Annotated in this window: 17 protein-coding genes; 6 read left to right on the top strand and 11 right to left on the bottom strand. The window is 69.9% G+C overall.

The window, feature by feature from the left end; translation table 11 throughout:
* Positions 1–208: 208 nt before the first annotated feature.
* The 6 genes from ACIBBB_RS34165 to ACIBBB_RS34140 form a co-directional block, all read right to left on the bottom strand.
* On the bottom strand, positions 209–1,258 hold the full coding sequence (locus ACIBBB_RS34165) for a BMP family protein (protein ID WP_398988999.1): 1,050 nt from the start codon (positions 1,256–1,258) through the stop codon (positions 209–211).
* Between the two features lie 158 nt (positions 1,259–1,416).
* On the bottom strand, positions 1,417–2,658 hold the full coding sequence (locus tag ACIBBB_RS34160) for an amidohydrolase (RefSeq protein WP_398989054.1): 1,242 nt from the start codon (positions 2,656–2,658) through the stop codon (positions 1,417–1,419).
* Between the two features lie 247 nt (positions 2,659–2,905).
* Entirely contained in the window at positions 2,906–3,976 is a 1,071-nt protein-coding gene (locus ACIBBB_RS34155) for a hypothetical protein (protein ID WP_398988997.1), read from the bottom strand.
* A 5-nt stretch (positions 3,977–3,981) separates the two neighbouring features.
* Positions 3,982–4,911, bottom strand: a complete 930-nt coding sequence (locus tag ACIBBB_RS34150) for an N-acetylneuraminate synthase family protein (RefSeq protein ID WP_398988995.1) — start codon at positions 4,909–4,911, stop codon at positions 3,982–3,984.
* An 11-nt stretch (positions 4,912–4,922) separates the two neighbouring features.
* Positions 4,923–6,140, bottom strand: coding sequence for a cytidylyltransferase domain-containing protein (locus tag ACIBBB_RS34145; protein ID WP_398989052.1), 1,218 nt, complete (start codon positions 6,138–6,140; stop codon positions 4,923–4,925).
* A 191-nt stretch (positions 6,141–6,331) separates the two neighbouring features.
* Positions 6,332–7,657, bottom strand: a complete 1,326-nt coding sequence (locus ACIBBB_RS34140; protein WP_398988993.1) for a DUF6716 putative glycosyltransferase — start codon at positions 7,655–7,657, stop codon at positions 6,332–6,334.
* A 187-nt stretch (positions 7,658–7,844) separates the two neighbouring features.
* Between ACIBBB_RS34140 and ACIBBB_RS34135 the strand changes: the two genes are divergently transcribed.
* The 3 genes from ACIBBB_RS34135 (at position 7,845) to ACIBBB_RS34125 (ending at position 11,183) form a co-directional block, all read left to right on the top strand.
* Entirely contained in the window at positions 7,845–8,825 is a 981-nt protein-coding gene (locus ACIBBB_RS34135; protein ID WP_398988991.1) for a glycosyltransferase family 2 protein, read from the top strand.
* Positions 8,825–10,186: a polysialyltransferase family glycosyltransferase gene (locus ACIBBB_RS34130; RefSeq protein WP_398988989.1), complete on the top strand. Its 1,362-nt coding sequence runs from the start codon at positions 8,825–8,827 to the stop codon at positions 10,184–10,186. Before ACIBBB_RS34135 ends, ACIBBB_RS34130 begins: the two co-directional genes overlap by 1 nt.
* 166 nt (positions 10,187–10,352) lie before the next feature.
* Entirely contained in the window at positions 10,353–11,183 is an 831-nt protein-coding gene (locus tag ACIBBB_RS34125; RefSeq protein WP_398988987.1) for a hypothetical protein, read from the top strand.
* A gap of 76 nt (positions 11,184–11,259) precedes the next feature.
* Here ACIBBB_RS34125 and ACIBBB_RS34120 read toward each other — a convergent pair whose 3' ends face one another.
* The 3 genes from ACIBBB_RS34120 to leuE all read right to left on the bottom strand — a co-directional run bounded on the left by ACIBBB_RS34120 (position 11,260) and on the right by leuE (position 16,130).
* A complete protein-coding gene (locus ACIBBB_RS34120) occupies positions 11,260–13,647 on the bottom strand; it encodes a glycosyltransferase (protein ID WP_398988985.1) in 2,388 nt (795 codons plus the stop codon).
* Complete coding sequence (locus ACIBBB_RS34115) at positions 13,644–15,182, bottom strand: hypothetical protein (protein ID WP_398988983.1); 1,539 nt, start codon at positions 15,180–15,182, stop codon at positions 13,644–13,646. The genes ACIBBB_RS34120 and ACIBBB_RS34115 overlap by 4 nt, the downstream gene beginning before the upstream one ends.
* Before the next feature lie 288 nt (positions 15,183–15,470).
* Positions 15,471–16,130, bottom strand: coding sequence for a leucine efflux protein LeuE (gene leuE / locus ACIBBB_RS34110; protein WP_398988981.1), 660 nt, complete (start codon positions 16,128–16,130; stop codon positions 15,471–15,473).
* Between the two features lie 65 nt (positions 16,131–16,195).
* Between leuE and ACIBBB_RS34105 the strand changes: the two genes are divergently transcribed.
* Together ACIBBB_RS34105 and ACIBBB_RS34100 are read left to right on the top strand one after the other, a co-directional pair.
* Positions 16,196–16,522, top strand: coding sequence for an ArsR/SmtB family transcription factor (locus tag ACIBBB_RS34105; protein WP_398988979.1), 327 nt, complete (start codon positions 16,196–16,198; stop codon positions 16,520–16,522).
* The gene (locus ACIBBB_RS34100; protein WP_398988977.1) at positions 16,519–16,911 is read left to right on the top strand and encodes a VOC family protein; all 393 of its coding nucleotides are present in this window, start codon (positions 16,519–16,521) and stop codon (positions 16,909–16,911) included. The genes ACIBBB_RS34105 and ACIBBB_RS34100 overlap by 4 nt, the downstream gene beginning before the upstream one ends.
* 27 nt (positions 16,912–16,938) lie before the next feature.
* Here the strand turns inward: ACIBBB_RS34100 and ACIBBB_RS34095 are convergent, their stop codons facing one another.
* Complete coding sequence (locus tag ACIBBB_RS34095; RefSeq protein ID WP_398988975.1) at positions 16,939–18,546, bottom strand: methylmalonyl-CoA mutase; 1,608 nt, start codon at positions 18,544–18,546, stop codon at positions 16,939–16,941.
* A 65-nt stretch (positions 18,547–18,611) separates the two neighbouring features.
* A complete protein-coding gene (locus ACIBBB_RS34090) occupies positions 18,612–19,529 on the bottom strand; it encodes a class I SAM-dependent methyltransferase (protein ID WP_398988973.1) in 918 nt (305 codons plus the stop codon).
* A gap of 370 nt (positions 19,530–19,899) precedes the next feature.
* Between ACIBBB_RS34090 and ACIBBB_RS34085 the strand changes: the two genes are divergently transcribed.
* On the top strand, positions 19,900–20,775 hold the full coding sequence (locus tag ACIBBB_RS34085) for a L,D-transpeptidase family protein (protein WP_398988971.1): 876 nt from the start codon (positions 19,900–19,902) through the stop codon (positions 20,773–20,775).
* Positions 20,776–20,792: the final 17 nt, after the last annotated feature.

The following is a 20,792-nucleotide window of genomic DNA, read 5'->3' as shown; positions in this document are numbered from 1 at the left end:
GGGCTGGGCGGAGGGCAGGGCGGGGGTGAAGCTATCGCGCCCAAGGGGCGTCTACACGCGTAGCGCTGCCGAATCGTGAGCGTAGATCTTGCGGAGAACGGGCCCGGTTTCGTGACCGGGCCCGGAGCGACGGCTCGCGTCGCTCCGGGCCCGCGGGTCATTCACGACGTCCGTACGTCTGCGTACGGCGTGGCCGGGAATCGCGGTGTTACGGAGCCGTCTTGACGGTGATCGTGCCGTCGACGATCTCCTGCTTGGCCTTGTCCACGGCCGCGGTCACGTCGGTCATCTTGACGTAGGCCGGGTTGGAGTCGGTGAGGCCGACGCCGTCCTTGTCGAGGCCGTAGCGGATCTCACCGTTCTGCGGCTTGCCGTCCTCGACCGACTGGATCAGGTTGAACACCGCGTCGGCGATGTCCTTGGTGACCGAGGTCAGGATGCTGTCCTTGTACGCGGCGAGACCGGCCTGCTTGTACTGGTCGGAGTCGACGCCGACGTTCCACTTGCCCGCGGCCGAGACCGCCTCGATCGAGCCGGAGCCGGCCAGACCGGCCGCCGCGTAGATCACGTCGGCCTTCTTGTCGAGCTGGCCCTGGGCGGCGGCCTTGCCGAGGTCGGGCTTGGAGAAGCCGTCGAAGTTCGGGGGCTGGGTCAGGTACTGGGAGAGCACCTTCACCGAGGGGTCCGTGTCCTCGACGCCCTGGAGGTAGCCCGCCTCGAACTTCTTTATCAGCGGGGTCTCGACACCGCCGATGAAGCCGACCGTCTTGGTCTTGGTGGTCTTGGCCGCCGCGACACCGGCGAGGTAGGAGCCCTGCTCCTCGTTGAAGACGAGGTTGGCGATGTTCTTCCCCGTGACCGAGGCGTCGTCGATGATCCCGAAGGTCGTCTTCGGGAACTTCGGGGCGACCTTCTTGATGGCGGGCGCGTAGGCGAAACCGACACCGATCACCGGGTCGTTGCCGGCCCGCGCGAGCTCGGTCAGGCGCTGGACCTTGTCGGCGTCGGACTCGCCGTCGGAGGGCTCCGCGTCGTTGCCCTTGACCTTGAGGTCCTTCTCGGCCTTCACCAGTCCCGCGTAGGCGGCGTCGTTGAAGGACTGGTCACCGCGGCCACCGATGTCGTACGCGATGGCGACGCTTTTCTCCTTCGAGTCGGACGCGGCGTCCGACGAGGAGGTGTTGCCACACGCGGTGGCGGTCAGCGCGAGCGCCGCGGACGCGACGCCCACGGTTGCGATCCTGGTGATCCGGCGCAAGGGAGGCTCCTTCAAAGCGACCTAAGCGCCTCTTCCGGCGCTGGTTTCGCCGCGATCGTAACGCGCGTAGATGTCAGATAAAGCCCCGTACGGAAGCTGTTATCGGATCGTCGCGAACAGGAGGTGTGACGTCCGATTACGGGAAGGCGCACCGCCGGTTACGAACGGTCGCCGTCGATGAGCGCGGCCGCGGTGAAAAGCTCCACACCGACCTGAATCGCCCTTTCGTCCGCGTCGAAATCCCCCCTGTGCAGATCGTGCCGGGCGGTGTCGCCCGGTGTCCGTACACCGAGCCTCGCCATCGCGCCGGGGACCTGCTCCAGATACCAGGAGAAGTCCTCGCCCCCGAGGCTCTGCTCGGTGTCCTCGATCGACTGCGGGCCGCGGCGCGCGGTCTGGGCGTCGCGCAGCAGCTCCGCCATCACCAGGTCGTTGACGACCGGCGGCACCCCGCGCACATAGTTGATCTGCGACTTGGCGTGGTAGAGCGCGGAGATCTCGTCGATCGCGGCGTGCACCAGGTCCGGCGCCTCGCGCCAGGACTTCAGGTCCAGGCAGCGGACGGTGCCGGACAGTTCGGCGTGCTGCGGGATGACGTTGCAGGCATGGCCGGCGGCGATACGGCCCCAGGTGAGCGCGAGGCCGGAGCGGGCGTCGACGCGGCGGGCCAGCAGCGCGGGCACCTCGGTGGCGACCTTCGCGGCGGCGGTGACCAGGTCGGTGGTCAGATGCGGGCGGGCCGTGTGGCCGCCGGGGCCGTCGAGGGCGACCTCCAGCCGGTCGCAGGCGGAGGTGATCGGGCCGGTGCGCAGGCCGATGGTGCCGACGTCCACACGCGGGTCGCAGTGCACCGCGATGATCCTGCCGACACCCTCCAGGACGCCGGACTCGATGGCGTCGAGCGCACCGCCGGGCAGCACCTCCTCGGCGGGCTGGAAGATCAGCCGCACCGGCTGGGGCAGCAGGCCCTCGCGGTCGAGTTCGGCCAGGACCAGACCGGCGCCGAGGACGGCGGTGGTGTGGACGTCGTGACCGCAGGCGTGCGCGCGGTCGGGCACGGTGGAGCGGTAGGCCACACCGGCCTTGGTGTCCGGGATGGGCAGTGCGTCGATGTCCGCGCGGAGGGCGAGCATGGGGCGTACGCCCGTGGTGCCTTCGCGGGTGCCGATGTCACAGAAGAGTCCGGTGCCGGTGGTGAGTACCCGGGGCGTGAGGCCGGCCCGCTCCAGGCGGTGCTTCAGCGCGGCGGTGGTACGGAACTCCTGGTTGCCGAGCTCCGGATGCATGTGCATGTCACGCCGGAAGGCGATCAGCTCGGTACGCAGGTTTTCGGACAGCGTGCCGGGCAGCGCCGTCGCGCTGGGCTCACCGGACAGGTCGGCCTGGGACTCACGGGACATCAACTGGTTCACCTGTTGAAGGGTAGGCCCCCGGAGGGGGCAACTGCCCGACGATCAACAAAACTTCAGCCCGAAAGGCGTAAGAAAACCGGGCGGGGAACGAATAGCCGCATGTCCGGATGGGTAAGCTCGGCCCTCCGTCGCGAAGCGGCGACGGAAAGTTACGGCCCGCGATTACCGGACGGTGAGATTCCGGGGTACGCGGTCCGGGCCCCGGCCCTGATTCCGGCTGCGGCTGCCCGCCACCTCACGCGGAGGCGGGCAGCCTCGGCAGCCTGTGTACGTCCCTGGCCGTGCCCGTGACTCCGGACAGGAAACCGTGCGCGCGCGGCGAGGCGTTGTCCTTCAGCCACTCCGGTGCGATGTCCCACACGGCCACCCGCACGCCCGTACCGGCGAGCGCGAGCGGCAGTGTGTGCACGACCGTCGACGGGAAGCTCAGCACGGTCGACCCGATCGGGCCGCGCCGTGCGATCAGCTCCAGCGGCAGATCGGGCCGGACGATCTCCAGACCCGTCTCCGTGGCGAGGCGGTGCAGCTTCTCCACGCTCTCCCTGCGATGCGCGAAGTACCGCGTCGCGCCATGGGTGCGTGCGAGCGAGCCGACCGCCGTCACATAACTCTCCAGGTCGACCACGCCCGTCTCGACGAGCGAGGTTCCGACCATGTCGGCGCCCTTCGCGATCCGCGGCGGCCCGAAGGTCGCCTTGGTCCACTCGAAGGTGTTGGCCGTCACCGTGATGTTCGGCGGTGCCTCCACGGGCATCGAGGTGAAGACCTCGACGCTGCGGGTGCGTGACGGCGTGAGCCGACGCCGCGCCACGGCGGAGACCGGCGCGAGCGCCAGCTCGCGCGGCCCGCGCCTGCCGCCCCTCCGGTGCCAGCGCACCAGCGGTTCGCCGTGTACGAGCTGCGCGATGAACTCCATCGTCGCCGTCCCGTCGTCCACGACGGTCAGCTCCTTGCTGCTGACGAGGGTCAGCATGAGCTGTACGTACCGGGAGAACGGATCCCCGATAACGATCCGCTCCGCCTTGCGCAGCAGCGGAGCCAGCTCCCGTATCGTCCGCAGCGGCGCGCTCGCGCCGCCGCGGGCCTCCTGCCAGCGCACCGTGAAACCCGCGTCGCGGGCCAGCTCGGCCATCCGCCTGAGCTGGCCGCGCGACATGGGGTCGGTGGGCGACAGGACGATCACGGTGAGTTCCTCACCGGCCGCGCTCGCCCGCGCCCACTCCAGCACGTTCAGGAGTTGGACCGGGCTCTCCACGAATGCGATGGTGCGGGGCGACGGGGTGCGCACCCCGGAGGGACGGCTCATGGCTGTCAGACCGCCACGGGCTGCGCGCCGTCCGCGGAGTCGGCGATGACACCGGCGACGCGGCGGAGCTTCTTCATCGGGCCGAGCTCCGACTCGTAGACCTTCTTGACACCGTCACCGAGGGAGGCCTCGATGGTGCGGATGTCGCGGACGAGGCGGGTGAGGCCCTGCGGCTCGACGGAGGCGGCCTGGTCGGAGCCCCACATGGCGCGGTCGAGGGTGATGTGACGCTCGACGAACGCGGCACCGAGGGCGACGGCGGCGAGAGTCGTCTGGAGACCGGTCTCGTGGCCGCTGTAGCCGATCGGCACGTTCGGGAACTCGGACTGCAGGGTGTTGATGACCCGCAGGTTCAGCTCCTCGGCCTTGGCCGGGTACGTCGAAGTGGCGTGGCAGAGAAGGATGTTCTCGCTGCCCAGCACCTCGACCGCGTGACGGATCTGCTTCGGCGTCGACATGCCGGTGGAGAGGATGACCGTGCGGCCGGTGGCGCGCAGGGCGCGCAGCAGCTCGTCGTCGGTGAGCGACGCGGAGGCGACCTTGTGGGCCGGCACGTCGAACTTCTCCAGGAAGGCGACGGCCTCGGTGTCCCACGGGGAGGCGAACCAGTCGATGCCGCGCTTCTTGCAGTGCGCGTCGATCGTCGCGTACTCGTCCTCGCCGAACTCGACGCGGTGACGGTAGTCGATGTACGTCATCCGGCCCCAGGGGGTGTCCCGCTCGATGTCCCACTGGTCGCGCGGGGTGCAGATCTCCGGGGTGCGCTTCTGGAACTTGACCGCGTCGCAGCCGGCCTCCGCGGCGACGTCGATCAGCGCGAGCGCGTTGTCGATGTCACCGTTGTGGTTGATGCCGATCTCACCGGTCACGTAGACGGGGCGGCCGGGACCCGCGGTACGGGTGCCGAGGGTACGCAGGCGGGAGTTGGTGCTCATCAGAGGGTTCCTTAACTGGTCGAGATGTCGGCGGTGGTGCCATGGGGGGCGGTGGGGGTGTTGACGTCCAGACCGGGTCCGAGGAGCCAGGTGGCGATCTCGCGGATCGCGCCGGCGCCGCCGGGGGTCGTGGTGACGGCACGCGCCGCCGCGCGTACGGCGTCGTGTGCGCTCGCGACGGCCACCGGCCAGCCGGCGAGCGCGAAGCACGGAAGGTCGTTGACGTCGTTGCCGACGTACAGCACCCGCTCGGGTGTGACTCCGTGCTCGTCGCACCACTGCTTCAGTGCGAGGTCCTTGCGGTCGATGCCGTGGAGCACCGGCACGCGCAGCTTGCGGGCGCGTGCGGCGACGACCGGGTTCTGCTCGGTGGAGAGGATGAGCAGTTCCAGGCCGGCGCGACGGAGGGCGGCGATACCGAGGCCGTCACCGCGGTGTACGGCGACGGTCTCGCGGCCCTCCGAATCGACGAGCACCCGGTCGTCCGTCTGGGTGCCGTCGAAGTCCAGGACGACCGCGTCGATGTCGGCGCGGCCGGGGAGCGCGGGGGTGTCGAGGAGCGGCGCGAGGGCGCGGGCGCGCTCCAGGTCGTGCGGGTCGTCGATCTCCAGCACCCGCTCCGGGTCGGTGGTCACCAGCTCGGTGCGCCCGAAGAAGCGGTGGCCGGCCTCGCGGAAGCCCTCGGCGCGCATCGCGTAGGCGGCGCCCGTCTCCAGGAACTCCTGGGGGCGGTCCTGCCTGCGGGGACGGTTCGACTTGTCGTGGTTGACGCCGAAGCCGTCGCTCTCGGAGCGCCAGATGAAGCCGTGGGTCGGGGCGACGGTCAGCGCGCTGTCCGCGCCGTTCTCCGTCACGGCGGACACGACGCCGTCGAGGTCCCCCGGGGTGATGAAGGGGCTGGTGCACTGCACGAGCAGGACCACCTCGGCCCGGTGCGCGGCGCCGCGCATCGCCCCGTAGGCGTCCATCGCGTGCAGGACGGCGGCCTCGCTGGTCGCGGTGTCGCCCGCGATGGCGGCCGGGCGCAGCACGACCTCGGCCCCGGCCGCGCGGGCGGCGTCGGCGATGGCCGCGTCGTCCGTGGAGACGACGACGTCGGTCACCAGCCGGGCGGCGCGACAGGCGCGCACGGCCCGTACGACGAGCGGCACACCGCCGACCTGGGCGAGGTTCTTGGCGGGGACGCCCTTGGATCCACCGCGGGCGGGGATCACGGCGAGGACGGTCATGGACGGTTCTCCTTGGTTCACTGCGTCCTGCTGGTTCTCCGCGCCGGGCCGGCCCGGCGGGCGCTCCCCCGACGCGGCGTTGGGGGTCTCGGCGGCCCAGCCGGTCCAGCCGTAACCGGCGAGTACGTCGGCCGGCAGGGGGCGGCGTACCCGGGGGGCGGGGGCCGCGCCCTGGCCCGGCGGGTCCGCGGTCACAGCTCGCCCATCCGGCGGATCACCGGGGCCACGCGCTGGACCCCGTGGCGGTAGGCGCCGCGGGCGGCGGCGCGCACCGTGTCGCGGACCACACGGCGGACGCCGGTCGCGCCCGCCGCCGCCGTGCGGTTCGACGCCGACAGCGGGTGGCCGTCGGGCGCCAGGTGGTAGCGGGCGAGGAGGCCGGGCAGATAGCCGGGCGCGGTGGTCGCCGTGTAGTACGGGGTGATCGGCGGCAGATCACTGTCGGCCAGCAGCTTCGCGACGCGCGTGCGGGCCAGGTCGAAGGCGGAGGCGTACGAACCGTCGGCGGCGACGCCCTGCCGGTCCGCCCAGACGGGGTCGGCCTTCGGCCGCTGCCCGCCGTCGAGCTGGTCCCAGGAGGCGAGGCAGCCGGAGCCGATGAAGTGGTGGTTGCCGAGCGGTTCGCGGATCCCGAGGTCGGTGAGGATCGCGGTGGGGATTCGGCGGTGCAGGGACTCCAGCGCCGCCGTGGAGGAGACGGTGACCAGCAGGTCGGTGCCGTCCAGGACCTCGCCCATGTTCCCGTACACCAGGCGGAAGTTGGGCGGCAGACCGCCGGGCAGCTTCTCGGCGAGGCGCTGGTACGGGTACTCCTCGACGTGCGTGGTCTGCTCCCCCACGCGGCTGCGCAGCTTGAGCAGGACCTCGCGGCGCGGGTGCAGTCTCGCGTGCTCGACCAGCCGCCGCAGCAGGTACATACGGTCGGAGCGGGTCAGCGGGACGGACGGCTGGGCCGCGAAGACGACCGTGTCCCGGCCCTCTTCGGGGGTGTAGCGGGCGCCGCCGAGGAAGGGCAGCGCGGCCTCGGTCACCGAGTCGGATCCGGCGCCCACACCCTCGTACACGGCGCGGAAACGCTGCGCGTCGTGGCGGGAGTTGGCGAGGACGATGTCCGCGCCGTGGCGCAGCAGGAGTCCGTCGGACAGCTTCTCGTAGACGACGCCCACGTAGCCGGTGACCAGCGCCGGCCGGTCGGGCAGACCGAGGGCGGATATCCCGTGGAGCATCGCCTGTACGGCACCACCGACGAGGGCGAGGACGATGACGTCGTACGACTCCGCGCGCAGCAGGTCCAGGAAATCGGTCCCGGTCATCTCGCGCAGCGCGTCGGCCTCCGCCCCCACCTCCTCAAGCTGACGGGCGGTGGGCGTCGCTCGTCCGCGCAGCAGGAATCCACTGAGCTCGATGTCGCGGTCTTCGGGTGTGATGCGGCGCGCGGTCAGCGCGCCCCACTTCCACCGTGTGTCGGAGTCGGCGAGCACAGCGACCCGGACCGCGTTGCTGGTACGTGATGGCACGTGTTGGACGTTAGGAAGGCATTCCGTTTGGCGGCCCAACGGAACAGCAATAAAGGGTTAACAGAGGGTCGACAGCGAGCGAAATGGCTCAGGAACGGCGTGGGTTAACCATCCCGCCATCCTTCGTTCACCTCGCATACCCGTGGATGTCGGAACGAATGACGAGCCGCCGCCTAGCGTCACCCGGGTGGTCAAGCTCTCTGTCGTCGTGCCGTTCTACAACGTGCAGACATACGTCCCAGAAACCCTTCGAAGCCTCTCGGCGAACAAGCGGGAAGATTTCGAGTTCCTCCTCGTCGACGACTGCTCGACCGACGGGACCCCTGAACTTCTGCGGCGGGCGGAGCGAGATCTCCCCGGCGCGGTCCTGCTGAGACACGAGAAGAACGGCGGGCTGGCCACCGCGCGCAACACCGGTCTCGAAGCGGCGCGCGGTGAGTACATCACCTACCTCGACGGCGACGACTGGGTGGCGCCTGGCTACTTCGGGCAACTGCTCGCCGCCATCGAGGACTTGGGCTGCGATTTCGTGCGCACCGACCACGTCCAGTTCACCGGCCGGGTCCGCACGGTGCACCGTGTGCCGGTCGGCCCGCGCGGCGAGGTCCTGAAGCCGCGCGAGACGATCCTGCCCGCCGACAAGACGACGTCCGTGGACTACGCGTACGCCTGGGCCGGCATGTATCACCGCCGCCTCGCCGACCGGGGGCTGCTGCACTTCACCGACGGGCTGCGGACCGCCGAGGACCGGCCGTGGATCTGGCGGCTGCACCGTGAGGCGGAGTCCTTCGCCGCCGTGGGGCTGCTGGGCCTCTTCTACCGGCGCGGCGTCGCCTCGTCACTCACCCAGATCGGCGACGTACGACAGCTGGACTTCATCCGCGCCTTCGACCAGGTCATCGAGGAGACGGCGGCCGACCCGGAGGGCGAGCGGTTCCTGCTGAAGGCCGTACGGACCTATCTGGCCATCATTTCGCACCACTTGGCGGCGAAGGACCGGTTCGAACCCGCCGTGGCACGCAAGTTGCGCACGATGAGCGCCGCCGCCATGAAACGGCTCCCGCAGGACGTACTGAAAGAAGCGCTGAACTCCATGGACCTGGACCGCTCGACCCAGTTGCGCAGGCTGCGCAGGCGCCAGGGCGCGACCGGGAAGGCGGCGGCCTGATGACCAGTTCCTTCTCCCGCACCGCCGGCTCCCGTACGACGCGGGTCTTCTACGCCTCCACCCTGTACGGCGCCGCCACGCTGACCGCCGCCATCGACGCCGGGCTCTTCCCGGCCGTCGACCGCACCGTCCTGGTCGTGAGCAACAACGCCGGTACGCCCGAACTGACCCCGGCCGTCCATGAGATGCCCGGTTTCCGGCGGCTGCGCCACCGCTTCGACGACATCCTGTCGTGGAACGAGACGATCGCGCCGTTCCATCCCGGCGGCTGGGTCCCCCGCGAGGACGACCTGCCGATCTGGGAACGCCATCTGCGGCTCGCCTGGGGCCTGGGCGACGACACCGTGGAGCTGGTCCTCGAATCGATCCAGGTCAGTCCCGCGCTGACGCTCGCGGAGATCTTCACGGCCGCCCGGATCGAGGTGTACGCGGACGGGCTGATGAGCTACGGCCCCACCCGCAACCGGCTCGACCTCCAGGTCGGCGCGCGCATCCGCAGGCTGCTGCATCTCGACCTCGTACCGGGTCTCGTACCGCTGCTGCTCACCGAGTTCGGCGTTCCGGCCGAGACGGTGCCGACGCCGGACTTCCTGCGGGTGCTGGACCAACTGGCGGACGCGGCACGGGACTTCGAGACTCCGGACGTGGCCCCCGCGCTGCTGCTGGGGCAGTACCTCTCCACGCTGGGCATCATCACCGAGCGCGAGGAGGAAGAGCTGCACCTGCGGATGGTGCGGGGCGTGGTCGAACTCGGCCACAGGAACGTGGTGTTCAAGCCGCACCCCACCGCGCCGGCGATCTGGTCCCGGCGGCTGGAGGAGGAGGCGTCGAAGCTCGGCGCCGAACTGACCGTGCTGGACAGCCCGGTGCTCGCCGAGGTGCTGTACATGCGGCTGAAGCCGGCCCTGGTCGTGGGCTGTTTCTCCACGGCGCTGTTCACGGCGTCGGCGTTCTACGGCGTCCCGGTGGCCCGCACGGGCACGGACATGCTGCTCGACCGGCTCTCCCCGTACCAGAACAGCAACCGGGTGCCGGTCACGCTGGTGGACGCGCTGGTCCCGCCGCTGGACGACGACGGTACGTACCGGCCGGAGGAGCACCCCGCCGAACTGGTCGCGGCCGTCGGCTTCGTGATGCAGCCGCAGATGCACCCCGAACTGCGGCCGGGGGCCGAGAAGTTCCTGGCCACGCGGCTGGATCCGCACACGCTGCGGTATTTCAAGCGGCGCCGGCTGACCACGCTCGGACTGCCGGGCGCGGTCGGCCCACAGCTCGTCCGTATCCCGCAGAACGCGGCGGCGCAGCGTGTGGTGCGCCGGGCGAGGCGGCTGCGCAGGGCGGTACTGAGGCTGCGCGCCTAAGCCCTGTCCGCGGGCGGTGTCTTCGGCCGGGGACGGCCTTCTGTCGCCCGTTCATCTGCTAACCGTTAATCTGCCACCCTTTCGGACGATAGTGAAGTTTTGATCCATTTGGCGGCAATCGACGGAAAGTCGTATTCCTCATCGCCGCGACAGCGTTGATAGCCACGTGGAACCACGTGAACTCTGGGATCGGAACAGCGTCCTCGCCGAGGCCTTCTGCGCCAGCGACGAGCAGGTGCGGCAGGCCCAGGCCGTGCTGGACGAGGCACAGGCCGAACGGAGCCGTACGCTCGCCGCGTTCGCCGTCACCGTAGGCAACGACGGGGCCGTCGCGGATCTGATGGGTCTGAACGAGCGCGAGGTACGGCTGGCGCGGCGCACGGTCGGCAAGACCAACGCGCGCAGCGTCGCCGAAGAGCTGCTGGACCGCTACCCGGGGGCCAGCACACAGCCGATCCCGCAGGCACAACCGGCCTCCGCGGCGTCGGCGCCGCTCGCACAGCCGGTGGAGGAACCTTTTACCGACCAGACACCCCACGTTTCCCTGTTGGCCCAGTCATCTCAGGCAAACCAGTCATCGCAGGCATATCACCAGCACCAGGCGTCCCCGGGCGGTCCCGGCGAGGTCCATCTGCCGCATCCGCGCACCGAGGCAGCGCCGCTCCAGGAGATGGCCCACCAGGACTCCGCCTCCCCCGTGCTGCACACCTCCGAGGCCGAGAACAACCCGGTGGTCTGGTCGTCGAGCATGGATTCGGTACTGCTCTGGAGCTGGCAGTCCGGACTCGACCTCCAGACGGTGGCCGGCGAACTGGGCCTGGACGTGCGGGCGTTGCTGCTGCGCGTACAGGCCCTGGCCGACAGCGGCATGCTGACTCCGGCGTCCTCCCAGGCCACCGACGCGAACCGGTCGGGCCGGCACCGCAGACACCACGAAGAGGCCTACGCGGCGCTCTTCAGCCCCACGGCCACGTTCCCCACGCAGGTCCACTCCTGACGGACGGGACGACAGCACGAGGGGGCGGGGCGCTTTCGGCGCCCCGCCCCCCTTCGTGCTCTGTACGTCCCCGGGATCAGGCCCCCAGGATCGCCCGCAGGTCCGCCGCGTTCGACTGCGTCACCTTCCACAGCTCCTGCTGCCTGCCGTGCACGTCGGCGACCGACCCGGCGTGGTCGTCCAGCAGCCCCAGGGCCCGCTCGGTCAGCACCGAGCCGAGGTTCTTGTCATGGACCGAGACGCCCCACTCCGGGCGGTCGATGTCGCTGAGGAAGTACGCCATCTTCGGGTGCGAGATCAGCGAGATGATCGGTGTGCCGCAGCCGAACGGGATCATCCCCGCGTGGCCGCGCATGCCGATGACCAGCTTCGTACGGGCGTAGGTGTCCCTGATCGCGTCGTTGTCGAAGTCGTACATCGGGATGACCGGCAGCGACACGTCATGCTCGCGCCGCAGGTCGAAGGCGATCTTCTCGTCGTCCAGCGAGTGCGCCACGCACTGGACCTCGGCGTGCTGGTCCAGCGCCCGTACCGCCTTCGCCATCTCGGCGAGGAAGTGCGCGTAGTCGTGGCCGAAGCGCAGCCCCGCCCGGTCGTACGCGGCGTTGATCATGACGGTGTTCTCGCGCTGCGAGGGGGCCGGGTCCGTCCAGCCGTCGACCAGCTGCCGGGTGACCGTGGTCGGGCAGGGCTGGAAGCGCACCTTGTCGTGGAGCGAGGCCGGCAGCAGCGCGCGGACCTTCTGGATCGAGCCGTGGTTGCGGAGCGCGAAGAAGGCGCTGCGCTCTACCAGTTGGCGCAGCGAGGAGTTGAAGCGGCCGGCGCGGTAGGACTGGCCGTCGAAGGCGTTGAAGCCGACCGCGTACACCACGATCGGTACGTCGATGGCGTTCAGGTTCTCGTCGGGGACGTTCCACTGCCAGGCGCTGTTGCCGTTGGGCGCCGTGTCCGGGATGAAGAGTCCGCCGCCGCCGATGACCAGGCCGCGACGGGCGTTGACGCGCTCCAGCGCCGCCTTGTCGAAGAGCCGGTGGGCATGGATGGAGTGCCAGCGGCGGTCACCGGTCTCGGTGTCGGCGCCGCCGTTCGCACCGGTGCTGGTGCCGACGGCGAGCCGCACGGACTCCGGCAGCAGCTTGTCGCCCGCGTTGCCCTGCTGCGGCATGTAGAAGGCCACATGGGCGAGCTGGTCCTCGGGCCTGCCCTCGCGCGGGGCCGGCAGATCGTGGCCCTGGGTGCGCAGCCGCATCAGCCGGTTGGGCCGGTGCGTGGGGTCGACGGCCAGCCCCTGCATGGCGTACGCGTGCGCCGCCGAGTCGTCGCCGTGAATCCAGGCGATCTGCGCGAGCCGCCCGAAGGAGGTGGCTGCGCGGACGGGCGAGCCCGCCGCGAGGTGCAGCTGGACCTTGGCCTCCTCGTAGCGGGAGACGCTCATCAGGGCGTGGCCGAGCACCTCGTGCGGCCAGGTGTCGTCGACCGGGATGTGCACGCCCCCGAGGATGTCGGCGGCTTCCTGGAACCCGCCGGCGTTGATGTGCGCGTGCGCGACCTTGCGGGCGCTCTCGACGTCCCCGGTGCGCGCGACGTGCTCGGTGCCGTACTTGACGACCAGGTCGTGGTGCATGGTGCCGGACACGGCCATGTACGCGGCGTAGAACTCCGCGTCCGTCAGCTCGAACTCCCGCCAGCGGTCCTCGGCCTGCGTGTAACCGGACTCGCCGCCCTGCCACGGCTTGTGGCGCCCGGTGAAGTGCAGGATCGCGGTGTCGTCGGGGACGGGCTTGTCGCCGGAGAGCCGCCGCTTGACGAAGTTGTAGCGCGAGTCGAGATGCACGAAGTCGCCGTCGAGCACCGAGTTGAGGATGCCCTGGTCGTGCTTGTCGAGCTCGTAGTCGCCGCTGCGTCCCGTGGCGTCGATCCGCGCGCAGAACTCGTCGCTCAGATACTCGCGCTGGATGACCAGCAGCCCGCTGTTGAGCTTGTGCTGCCCGTAGAAGAACTGCGGGACCGCGGCGAGACCCTCGCGCAGCTGGAGCAGTTCGGACAGATCGCCGAGGACCACCATGTCGGTGTCGAGGGTGATGATCGTGTCGTAGTCGCGGAGCCGGAAGACGTCGAGGATGAAGTACGCCTTGCGGACCAGGTAGTTGTCCTGGTCGCCCTTCTCGTAGCTGTCGTAGCGCGCGGCGTCGACACGGTGGAACCGGACCCGTGGGTGCAGTGCTCGTATCGAGGCGACCGACTGGGGCCGCAGATCGTCGTGGAGGACGATGAAGTCCTCGCACACACCGGGGTTGGACAGCGCGAGGCTGCGCAGCAGCGCCAGGAAACCGGGCAGATAGTTCTCGTCGACGAAGGACGCGAACGCCAGACGTCGTTTGCCGGTCAGGGCGTTGGCGGACAGCGGCGCGGTGGCGGCTGCGGCCGAGGCCGCCCCGACCGGGGCATGGGGGGTGGCGGTCATCGCAGGGAGATCCTCGTGTCGGTCACGCTCTGGGCGCGTTCCATGACCCACGCCTTTTCGCTGGTGTACTCGTGCACGGACGTGATGGGCATGCGCATCGCTTCCTTGATGCGGTACGCGCCGCTCTCGTAGAAGTCGAAGCCGATCAGGTCCAGCTTCGGGCTGGCGTCCAGGAAGTCCAGCAGCCAGAGCATGTTGAAGCCGCTGGTCGGGATGGCGGACCACTCGTCGTTGCCGACGCGGCCGATGTTCCGCAGCGGCCAGCGCAGCGACTCGTCGTTGACGTAGGTCTGCGCGCCGGGGACGAGCCGGTTGCGCAGCGAGTTCTTCCAGTCGCCGCTGAGGCCGCCGAAGATCAGCCGGGTGGTGACCTTCTTGTCCCAGTTGAAGCCGTGCTTGTGGATCGAGGCGTGGATGTCGGTGCGCTTGCCGGTCGCCGCCGCGTCGATCTTGTACGAGTTGAAGCGGACCACCAGGTCGTACGCGTCGATCTCGGCCCCGAGCGAACCGCGCCCGACACTCTGCGAATTGGCGATCAGACAGATGGACTTGCCCGCGATCTGGTTGCGGAACTCGCCCAGGGTGAGCCACTGGACATCGCCGAAGGTGGGGTCCGGGACCGGACCGCGCTGCCGGTTCCGGCGCATCTCACCGTAGAGCTCGGCCAGTTGGCGCACATCGCCGTCGGCCGTGAGGGCGTCGGGACGGCTCAGCCGCAGGTCGAGGTACTGCCCGATGGACACCTGAAGGTCCGTCACCGGGCTGTTCTCACCGCGCATCGCGAGCAGCGCGCCGATCAGCCGCGCCTCGGCGCCGGCGACGTCGCCCGCGTCGTGCAGCGCGACACCGTCGGCCCAGACGTCGGTGGCGGGGCCGTCCGCGTATACCGCGGCCCCCGGGCAGCCGCGTTCGAGCAGCCGCAGGATCTCGTCCTGCTTCTCGCCGCCGGTGTGCAGACCGGCGATCCGGGGGGCGACACCGAAGCCGTCCTCCTCGGTCAGGTCGAGATAGCGCTGGTACGCGGCGATGGTCGCCGACTCGTCGCCCATGGCCTCCAGCGTGCGGGCGCGCAGGCGCCAGCCCGCGCGCGAGTTCTTGCGCTGGGTCAGCACGGCGTCGCTGATGAGCAGCGCCAGCTTCAGCTCGTCGTCGTACCCGCACTCCAGGGACTTGTTGCCGACGGCCAGCAGCGCGTCCAGCAGCTCTCCGCTGAGGGAGCCCGTCGGCCCGGCGACCACTTTCTTGGCCGCCCGCCGGATGAGCGGCGTGCTCGCGGGCGCGGCCTGGGCGCTCTCGCCGGAGCCTGCGGCGTGGGCGGCGAGGACGAGGCGCAGCTTCTCGGCGAGTTCACCGCGCTTGCGGTCGAGGCTGCCGACCATCTTCCCGCTGTGCACGGCGCAGGCCCGCAGGCACACGTCCAGCTCGGTCGGTGTGATCCGGTCCCCCCGACCCGGGGCTTGCCCGGCCCCGTCGGGCGGCCCGGCCGGACCGTCCCCGTCGCGCGGCCTGAGCCATCGGTTGCGGACCTTCGTCATGGTGCTCCCAGCGTCTGTCTGCCCGCGATCAGGTTGCGGGTCGGCGACAGGCTAGGAAACCCGCACGACGGGAAGGTGAACTGACTGCGTCGACAGGAGGAACGCCGGGAACCCGAAACATGGTCACGGGTACATAGGGGCCGGTGGAAGGGGGTGCGGAGACCGCACGCGATTTCCGTACGGCGCACGGGATTTGGCGTGATCCTGCGCGCCACACGCCGGAGACGGGGCACGCGAGGGCCGCGGCCGGCGGATTGCGCGGCCCGGCGACCCGCGGCGCGGCGCGCGCTACGCGCCGCTCAGCGACAGCTTCGCCGCGAAGCCCAGGAACAGCGCGCCGATCGCGGACGTCGCCGCGGCCGAGAGGCGCTTGCGGCGGCGGAAGGCGGTGGAGAGAGCCGTGCCGCCGAAGATCAGCGCCGTCAGGTACAGGAGGCTGACCACCTGCGCTATCACGCCGAGCACCAGGAACGACAGCGCGGGATGGGCGTAGGCCGGGTCCACGAACTGCACGAAGAAGGAGACGAAGAAAAGTATCGCCTTCGGATTGAAGAGACAGATCACGAACGCGCGCCGGAACGGCCGCTCCTCCCCCGTGACCGCAGGCGCCTCGGCCACGGGCTCGTCCGGCACGCTCTCGTGCCGCGTCCGCCACATCGACCAGGCCGTACGCATCATGCCGACGGCCAGATAGACGAGACAGCCCGCGCCCGCGTACTTCACCACGGAGAAGGTCAGCTCGTTGGTCTGGAGCAGCGAGGCGACGCCCGCCGCCGACAGCACCATCAGCACGGCGTCTCCGCAGAAGACCCCGGCCGCGCCTCTGTAGCCCTCGCGGACGCCGCGTCGGGCGGCCAGCGACAGCACATAGATCGAGTTCGGTCCCGGCAGCAGAATGATCATGACAACGCCGACGAGGTAGGTCGGCAGATCCGTGGCACCCAGCATGCGGCGGAGTATGGCACGCGTCGTACAGCTTGATAGGCAAGCATGGACTTGCCTATACTGTGGGTGTGGCCGACGACCTCTTCAAAGCCCTGGCCGACCCGACCCGCCGCACCATCCTCGACGAGCTCACCGACAAGTCCGGACAGACCCTGTTCGAGATCTGCTCGCGACTGAGCATGAAGCACCACCTCGGCATCTCGCGCCAGGCGGTCTCCCAGCACCTCGCCGTGCTGGAATCCGCCGGGCTCGTCGAGACCAGGCGGGAAGGCCGCTACAAGTTCCATGACCTGAACACAGCCCCGCTGCGGCAGATCGCCGAGCGATGGCCCGTGCCCGGCACATCCGCCCGCACATCCGCCCGCACATCCACACCGGAGGAGAGCACCCCATGAAGATCCATCTGACCAGCGTCTTCGTCGACGACCAGGCCAAAGCCCTGCGCTTCTACACCGAGATCCTCGGATTCGTGAAGAAGCACGACGTCCCGGTGGGCGAGAAGGACAGGTGGCTGACCGTCGTCTCGCCCGACGAGCCCGGTGGCACCGAACTCCTCCTGGAGCCCGCCGGCCACCCGGCCGTCAAGCCGTACCGCTCCATGCTCGTCACGGACGGCATCCCGCTCGCCCAGTTCGCCGTCGATGACGTGACGGCGGAGTACGAGCGTCTGAGCGGCCTCGGCGTGCGCTTCACCCAGGAGCCCCTGGAGATGGGCCCCGTCACCACCGCCGTCTTCGACGACACCTGCGGCAATCTGATCCAGATCGCGACGGCGCCCCAATAGCACAGGGGGGCCGGGCCGTGGGACGCGTCAGAGCGTCTCCGTCGGCACATACGCGCCCCACACCTCCCGCAGCGCGCCGCACACCTCGCCCACCGTCGCCCGCGCCTTGAGCGCGCGCTTCATCGGGTGGAGCACATTGCTCGTACCCCCCGCCGCCCGCCGCAGCTCGGCGAGCGCCGCGTCCACCTCGTCCCGGTCACGCTCCGCGCGCAACGCGGCCAGCCGGGCCGCCTGTTGGGCCTCGATCGCCGGGTCGACACGCAGCGGCTCGTACGGGTCCTCCTCGGCCAGCCGGTAACGGTTGACGCCGACCACGACACGCTCCCCGCTGTCCTGCTCACGCGCGACGGCGTACGCGCTCCGCTCGATCTCGCCCTTCTGGAAGCCGCGTTCGATGGCCTCGACCGCGCCGCCGAGGTCCTCGACGCGGGCCATCAGCGCCAGCGTCGCCTCCTCCAGATCGTCCGTCATGCTCTCGACGGCGTACGAACCGGCGAACGGGTCGACGGTCGCGGTGACATCCGTCTCGTACGCGAGCACCTGTTGCGTGCGCAACGCGAGCCGCGCCGACTTGTCCGTCGGGAGCGCGATCGCCTCGTCGAAGGAGTTCGTGTGCAGGGACTGCGTACCGCCGAGGACGGCGGCCAGCCCCTGCACCGCCACCCGTACGAGATTCACCTCGGGCTGCTGCGCGGTGAGCTGCACCCCCGCCGTCTGGGTGTGGAAGCGGAGCATCAGGGACTTGGGATTCCTCGCACCGAATTCCTCGCGCATCACCCTCGCCCAAATACGGCGCGCGGCACGGAATTTGGCCACTTCTTCGAGAATCGTCGTACGGGCGACGAAGAAGAACGAGAGCCGGGGGGCGAAGTCGTCCACGTCCATTCCGGCGGCGACGGCCGTACGAACATATTCGATACCGTCCGCCAGCGTGAACGCGATCTCCTGCGCGGGCGTCGCCCCCGCCTCGGCCATGTGATAGCCGGAGATCGAGATCGTGTTCCAGCGGGGAATCTCCGTCCGGCAGTACTGGAAAATGTCCGCGATCAGCCGCAGTGAGGGTTTCGGCGGGAAGATGTAAGTGCCGCGGGCGATGTACTCCTTGAGTACGTCGTTCTGCACGGTGCCCGTGAGCGCGGCGGCCGGTACGCCCTGCTCCTCGGCCACCAATTGGTAGAGGAGAAGCAGAAGCGCGGCCGGCGCGTTGATCGTCATCGACGTGGAGACCTGGTCCAGCGGAATCCCGTCGAAGAGGATCCGCATGTCGTCGATGGAGTCGATCGCGACCCCGACCTTGCCGACCTCACCGCTCGCGATCGGCGCGTCGCTGTCGTGGCCCATCTGGGTCGGCAGGTCGAAGGCGACGGAGAGGCCGGTCGTGCCGTGTTCGATCAGCCGCCGGTAGCGGGCGTTGGACTCGACGGCGGTGCCGAAGCCCGCGTACTGGCGCATGGTCCACGGCCGGCCGGTGTACATCGACGGGTGCACACCCCGGGTGTACGGATACGAGCCCGGCTCGCCGAGCCGCTCGGCCGGGTCCCAGCCGGCCCGCGCGCCGGGGCCGTAGACGGGCTCGATCGGCACCCCGCTCTCCGTCCGCCGGGCCGCTCCCTTCTCGCCGGGCTCGGGTGCCATCGCTCCGCCTCCATCGCTCGCTCGCACTCGGGGTGGCCGGCCCCGCGCTCGGGGGTGCCGTCCCCCTATATCTTGCGCGCGTCCGCCTCCCGCCGCCGCGCACGGGAGCGCATCACCGCGCGTGTCACCAGCGGCGGCAGGAGGTCGATGACGACACGGCGCACCCGCGCCCGCGGCGACCGCCGGGCGGGCGCGGGGTCGGGCTCGGGCGCCGCGGGCTCCTCGTAGTACTTGGAGCGGGGGAACGGCGGCGCCTCCATGCCACGCGCCTTCAGCCGTACGAGCTGCTGCCCGGCTGCCTCCTCCACGCTCACGTCGCAGTCGGTACGGCTGTCGGCCAGGGCGATCATGGCCTTGCGCAGCGGCTCGGGGTCGCCCCAGGTGGCGTACAGCTTCTGTGTGGTCAGACAGACCGGGCGCAGATCGCCGTCGAGCACCGCCTCCCAGGTGGCGAGGGCGACGCCCGGTGTGTGCTCGGAACGGAAGTCGTCCAGGACGACGATGCCGCCGGGCAGCAGGATGTCGCGGGCCGCGACGATGTCACCGCGGACGTGCTCGTACAGATGCGAGGCGTCGATGTGGACGAATCGGCACGACCGCGGCTCGACCTCGCCGGGGACCATCGAGCTGGGTCCGTGGAGCACGCGCGGGAGCGTGTCGTGGAAGGAGAGGTAGTTCCGTTCGAATGCCTCGCGCGTGAGCATCCGGTAGGACCGCGACGTCTCGGCGCTGTTCGCGGCGTCCGGGGCGTCGGACTCGAAGAGATCACAGACGGTGAAGCGGTCGCCGTCGCGCAGATGGTGTCCGAGGAAGATCGCGCTCTTGCCCATGAAGACACCGAGTTCCAGCAGATCACCCGGCTCTCCGTGTTCCTCCTGGCGGTCGAGCAGTGTGCCGAAAATCAGCTGGTCGAGATGGGGGAACCAGCCTCGTACGTCGGCGAGTTCGCCTGGGCGCGGCTTGTCGTCGTGAACTGTCGTCATGGTGATATGAACCTTCGGTCGGTCGGGGCGCGCTTCTCCTGGGCTCCGGCTGTGATTTCCGGTTTCGCATGGTTGCGCGCGACGGCGTCGGTCAGGAAGGCTCACCGGTCGAGACATGCTTATCTTTCGCGGATCGGCAATGTGAAATTCATCTGCCGGTAAGTTTTCGGCGACGACGGGGCCGTCCGGGCAACCGGAACGGGTCCTGAGTTGTCTCAGGAGATATATGCCGGCTCAACCGGCTCGGAGATACTCGCCATCGGACAGCTCAGTGGCAGACAGGGGGACGAACGTGCCCAGAACATCCACGCGGCCCGCAACGCGGACGCGGACGGGACCGCGGCAGCCGCGCACGGCCACGCTCCGCGCCGTGCTCGCCACCGGTGCCGTGCTCGCTGTCACCGTCGGCTGCTCGGCGCAGGTGGTGACCGATCCGGCCGGTGGCGCCGACGAGAAGGCCGGCAGCGGCGTCAGGATCGAGCCGGCGGGACCCGCGTCGAGCAGCCCTTCGGCGAAGCCGGCCGCCGCGTCGAAGCCGCCGGTCACACCGTCCGCGGAGCCGTCGAAGAGCGCGAGCCGGAAGCCGGCGCCGCCGAAGCCCGAGCCGAAGCCGAAGACGGTCATGGCGAGCGGCGCCGAGGGCGAGCAGGTACGTGAACTCCAGGCCAGGCTCCGGCAGATCGCCCACTTCAACCGCGCGCCCACCGGCTACTACGGCTCGGTCACCGCCGATGCCGTGACGTCGTTCCAGGCCAAGCGCGGGCTGCCGCTCACCGGCACGACCGACACCGTCACCTGGGAGCGGCTTCTCGGCATGACGAAGAAGCCGACGGCCGCCGAGCTGCGCCCGCCGGCCGTCGAGAAGCCCGCGCCCAAGCCGGACCCGCGGTGCATGACGGGCCGGGTGATGTGCATCAGCAAGACGAGCCGGTCGCTGTCCTGGGTGATCGACGGCAAGGTGATGTCGACGATGGACGTCCGGTTCGGCTCGCAGTACACGCCGACCCGCGAGGGCACGTTCAAGGTGGGCTGGAAGTCCCGGCACCACGTCTCGACGCTGTACGACACCCCGATGCCGTACGCGATGTTCTTCAGCGGCGGCCAGGCGGTGCACTACTCGGCGGACTTCGCGGCCAGGGGCTACAGCGGGGCCTCGCACGGATGCGTCAACGTACGGGACGAGAAGAAGCTCGCGTCGCTCTTCGGCCAGGTGCGGACCGGCGACAAGGTCGTCGTCTACTGGTGACGGTGACAGCGACGGGC

The sequence above is a fragment of the Streptomyces sp. NPDC051217 genome, from assembly GCF_044455465.1.
Taxonomy (GTDB): domain Bacteria; phylum Actinomycetota; class Actinomycetes; order Streptomycetales; family Streptomycetaceae; genus Streptomyces.
This window is presented reverse-complemented; position numbering and strand designations above follow the sequence as displayed.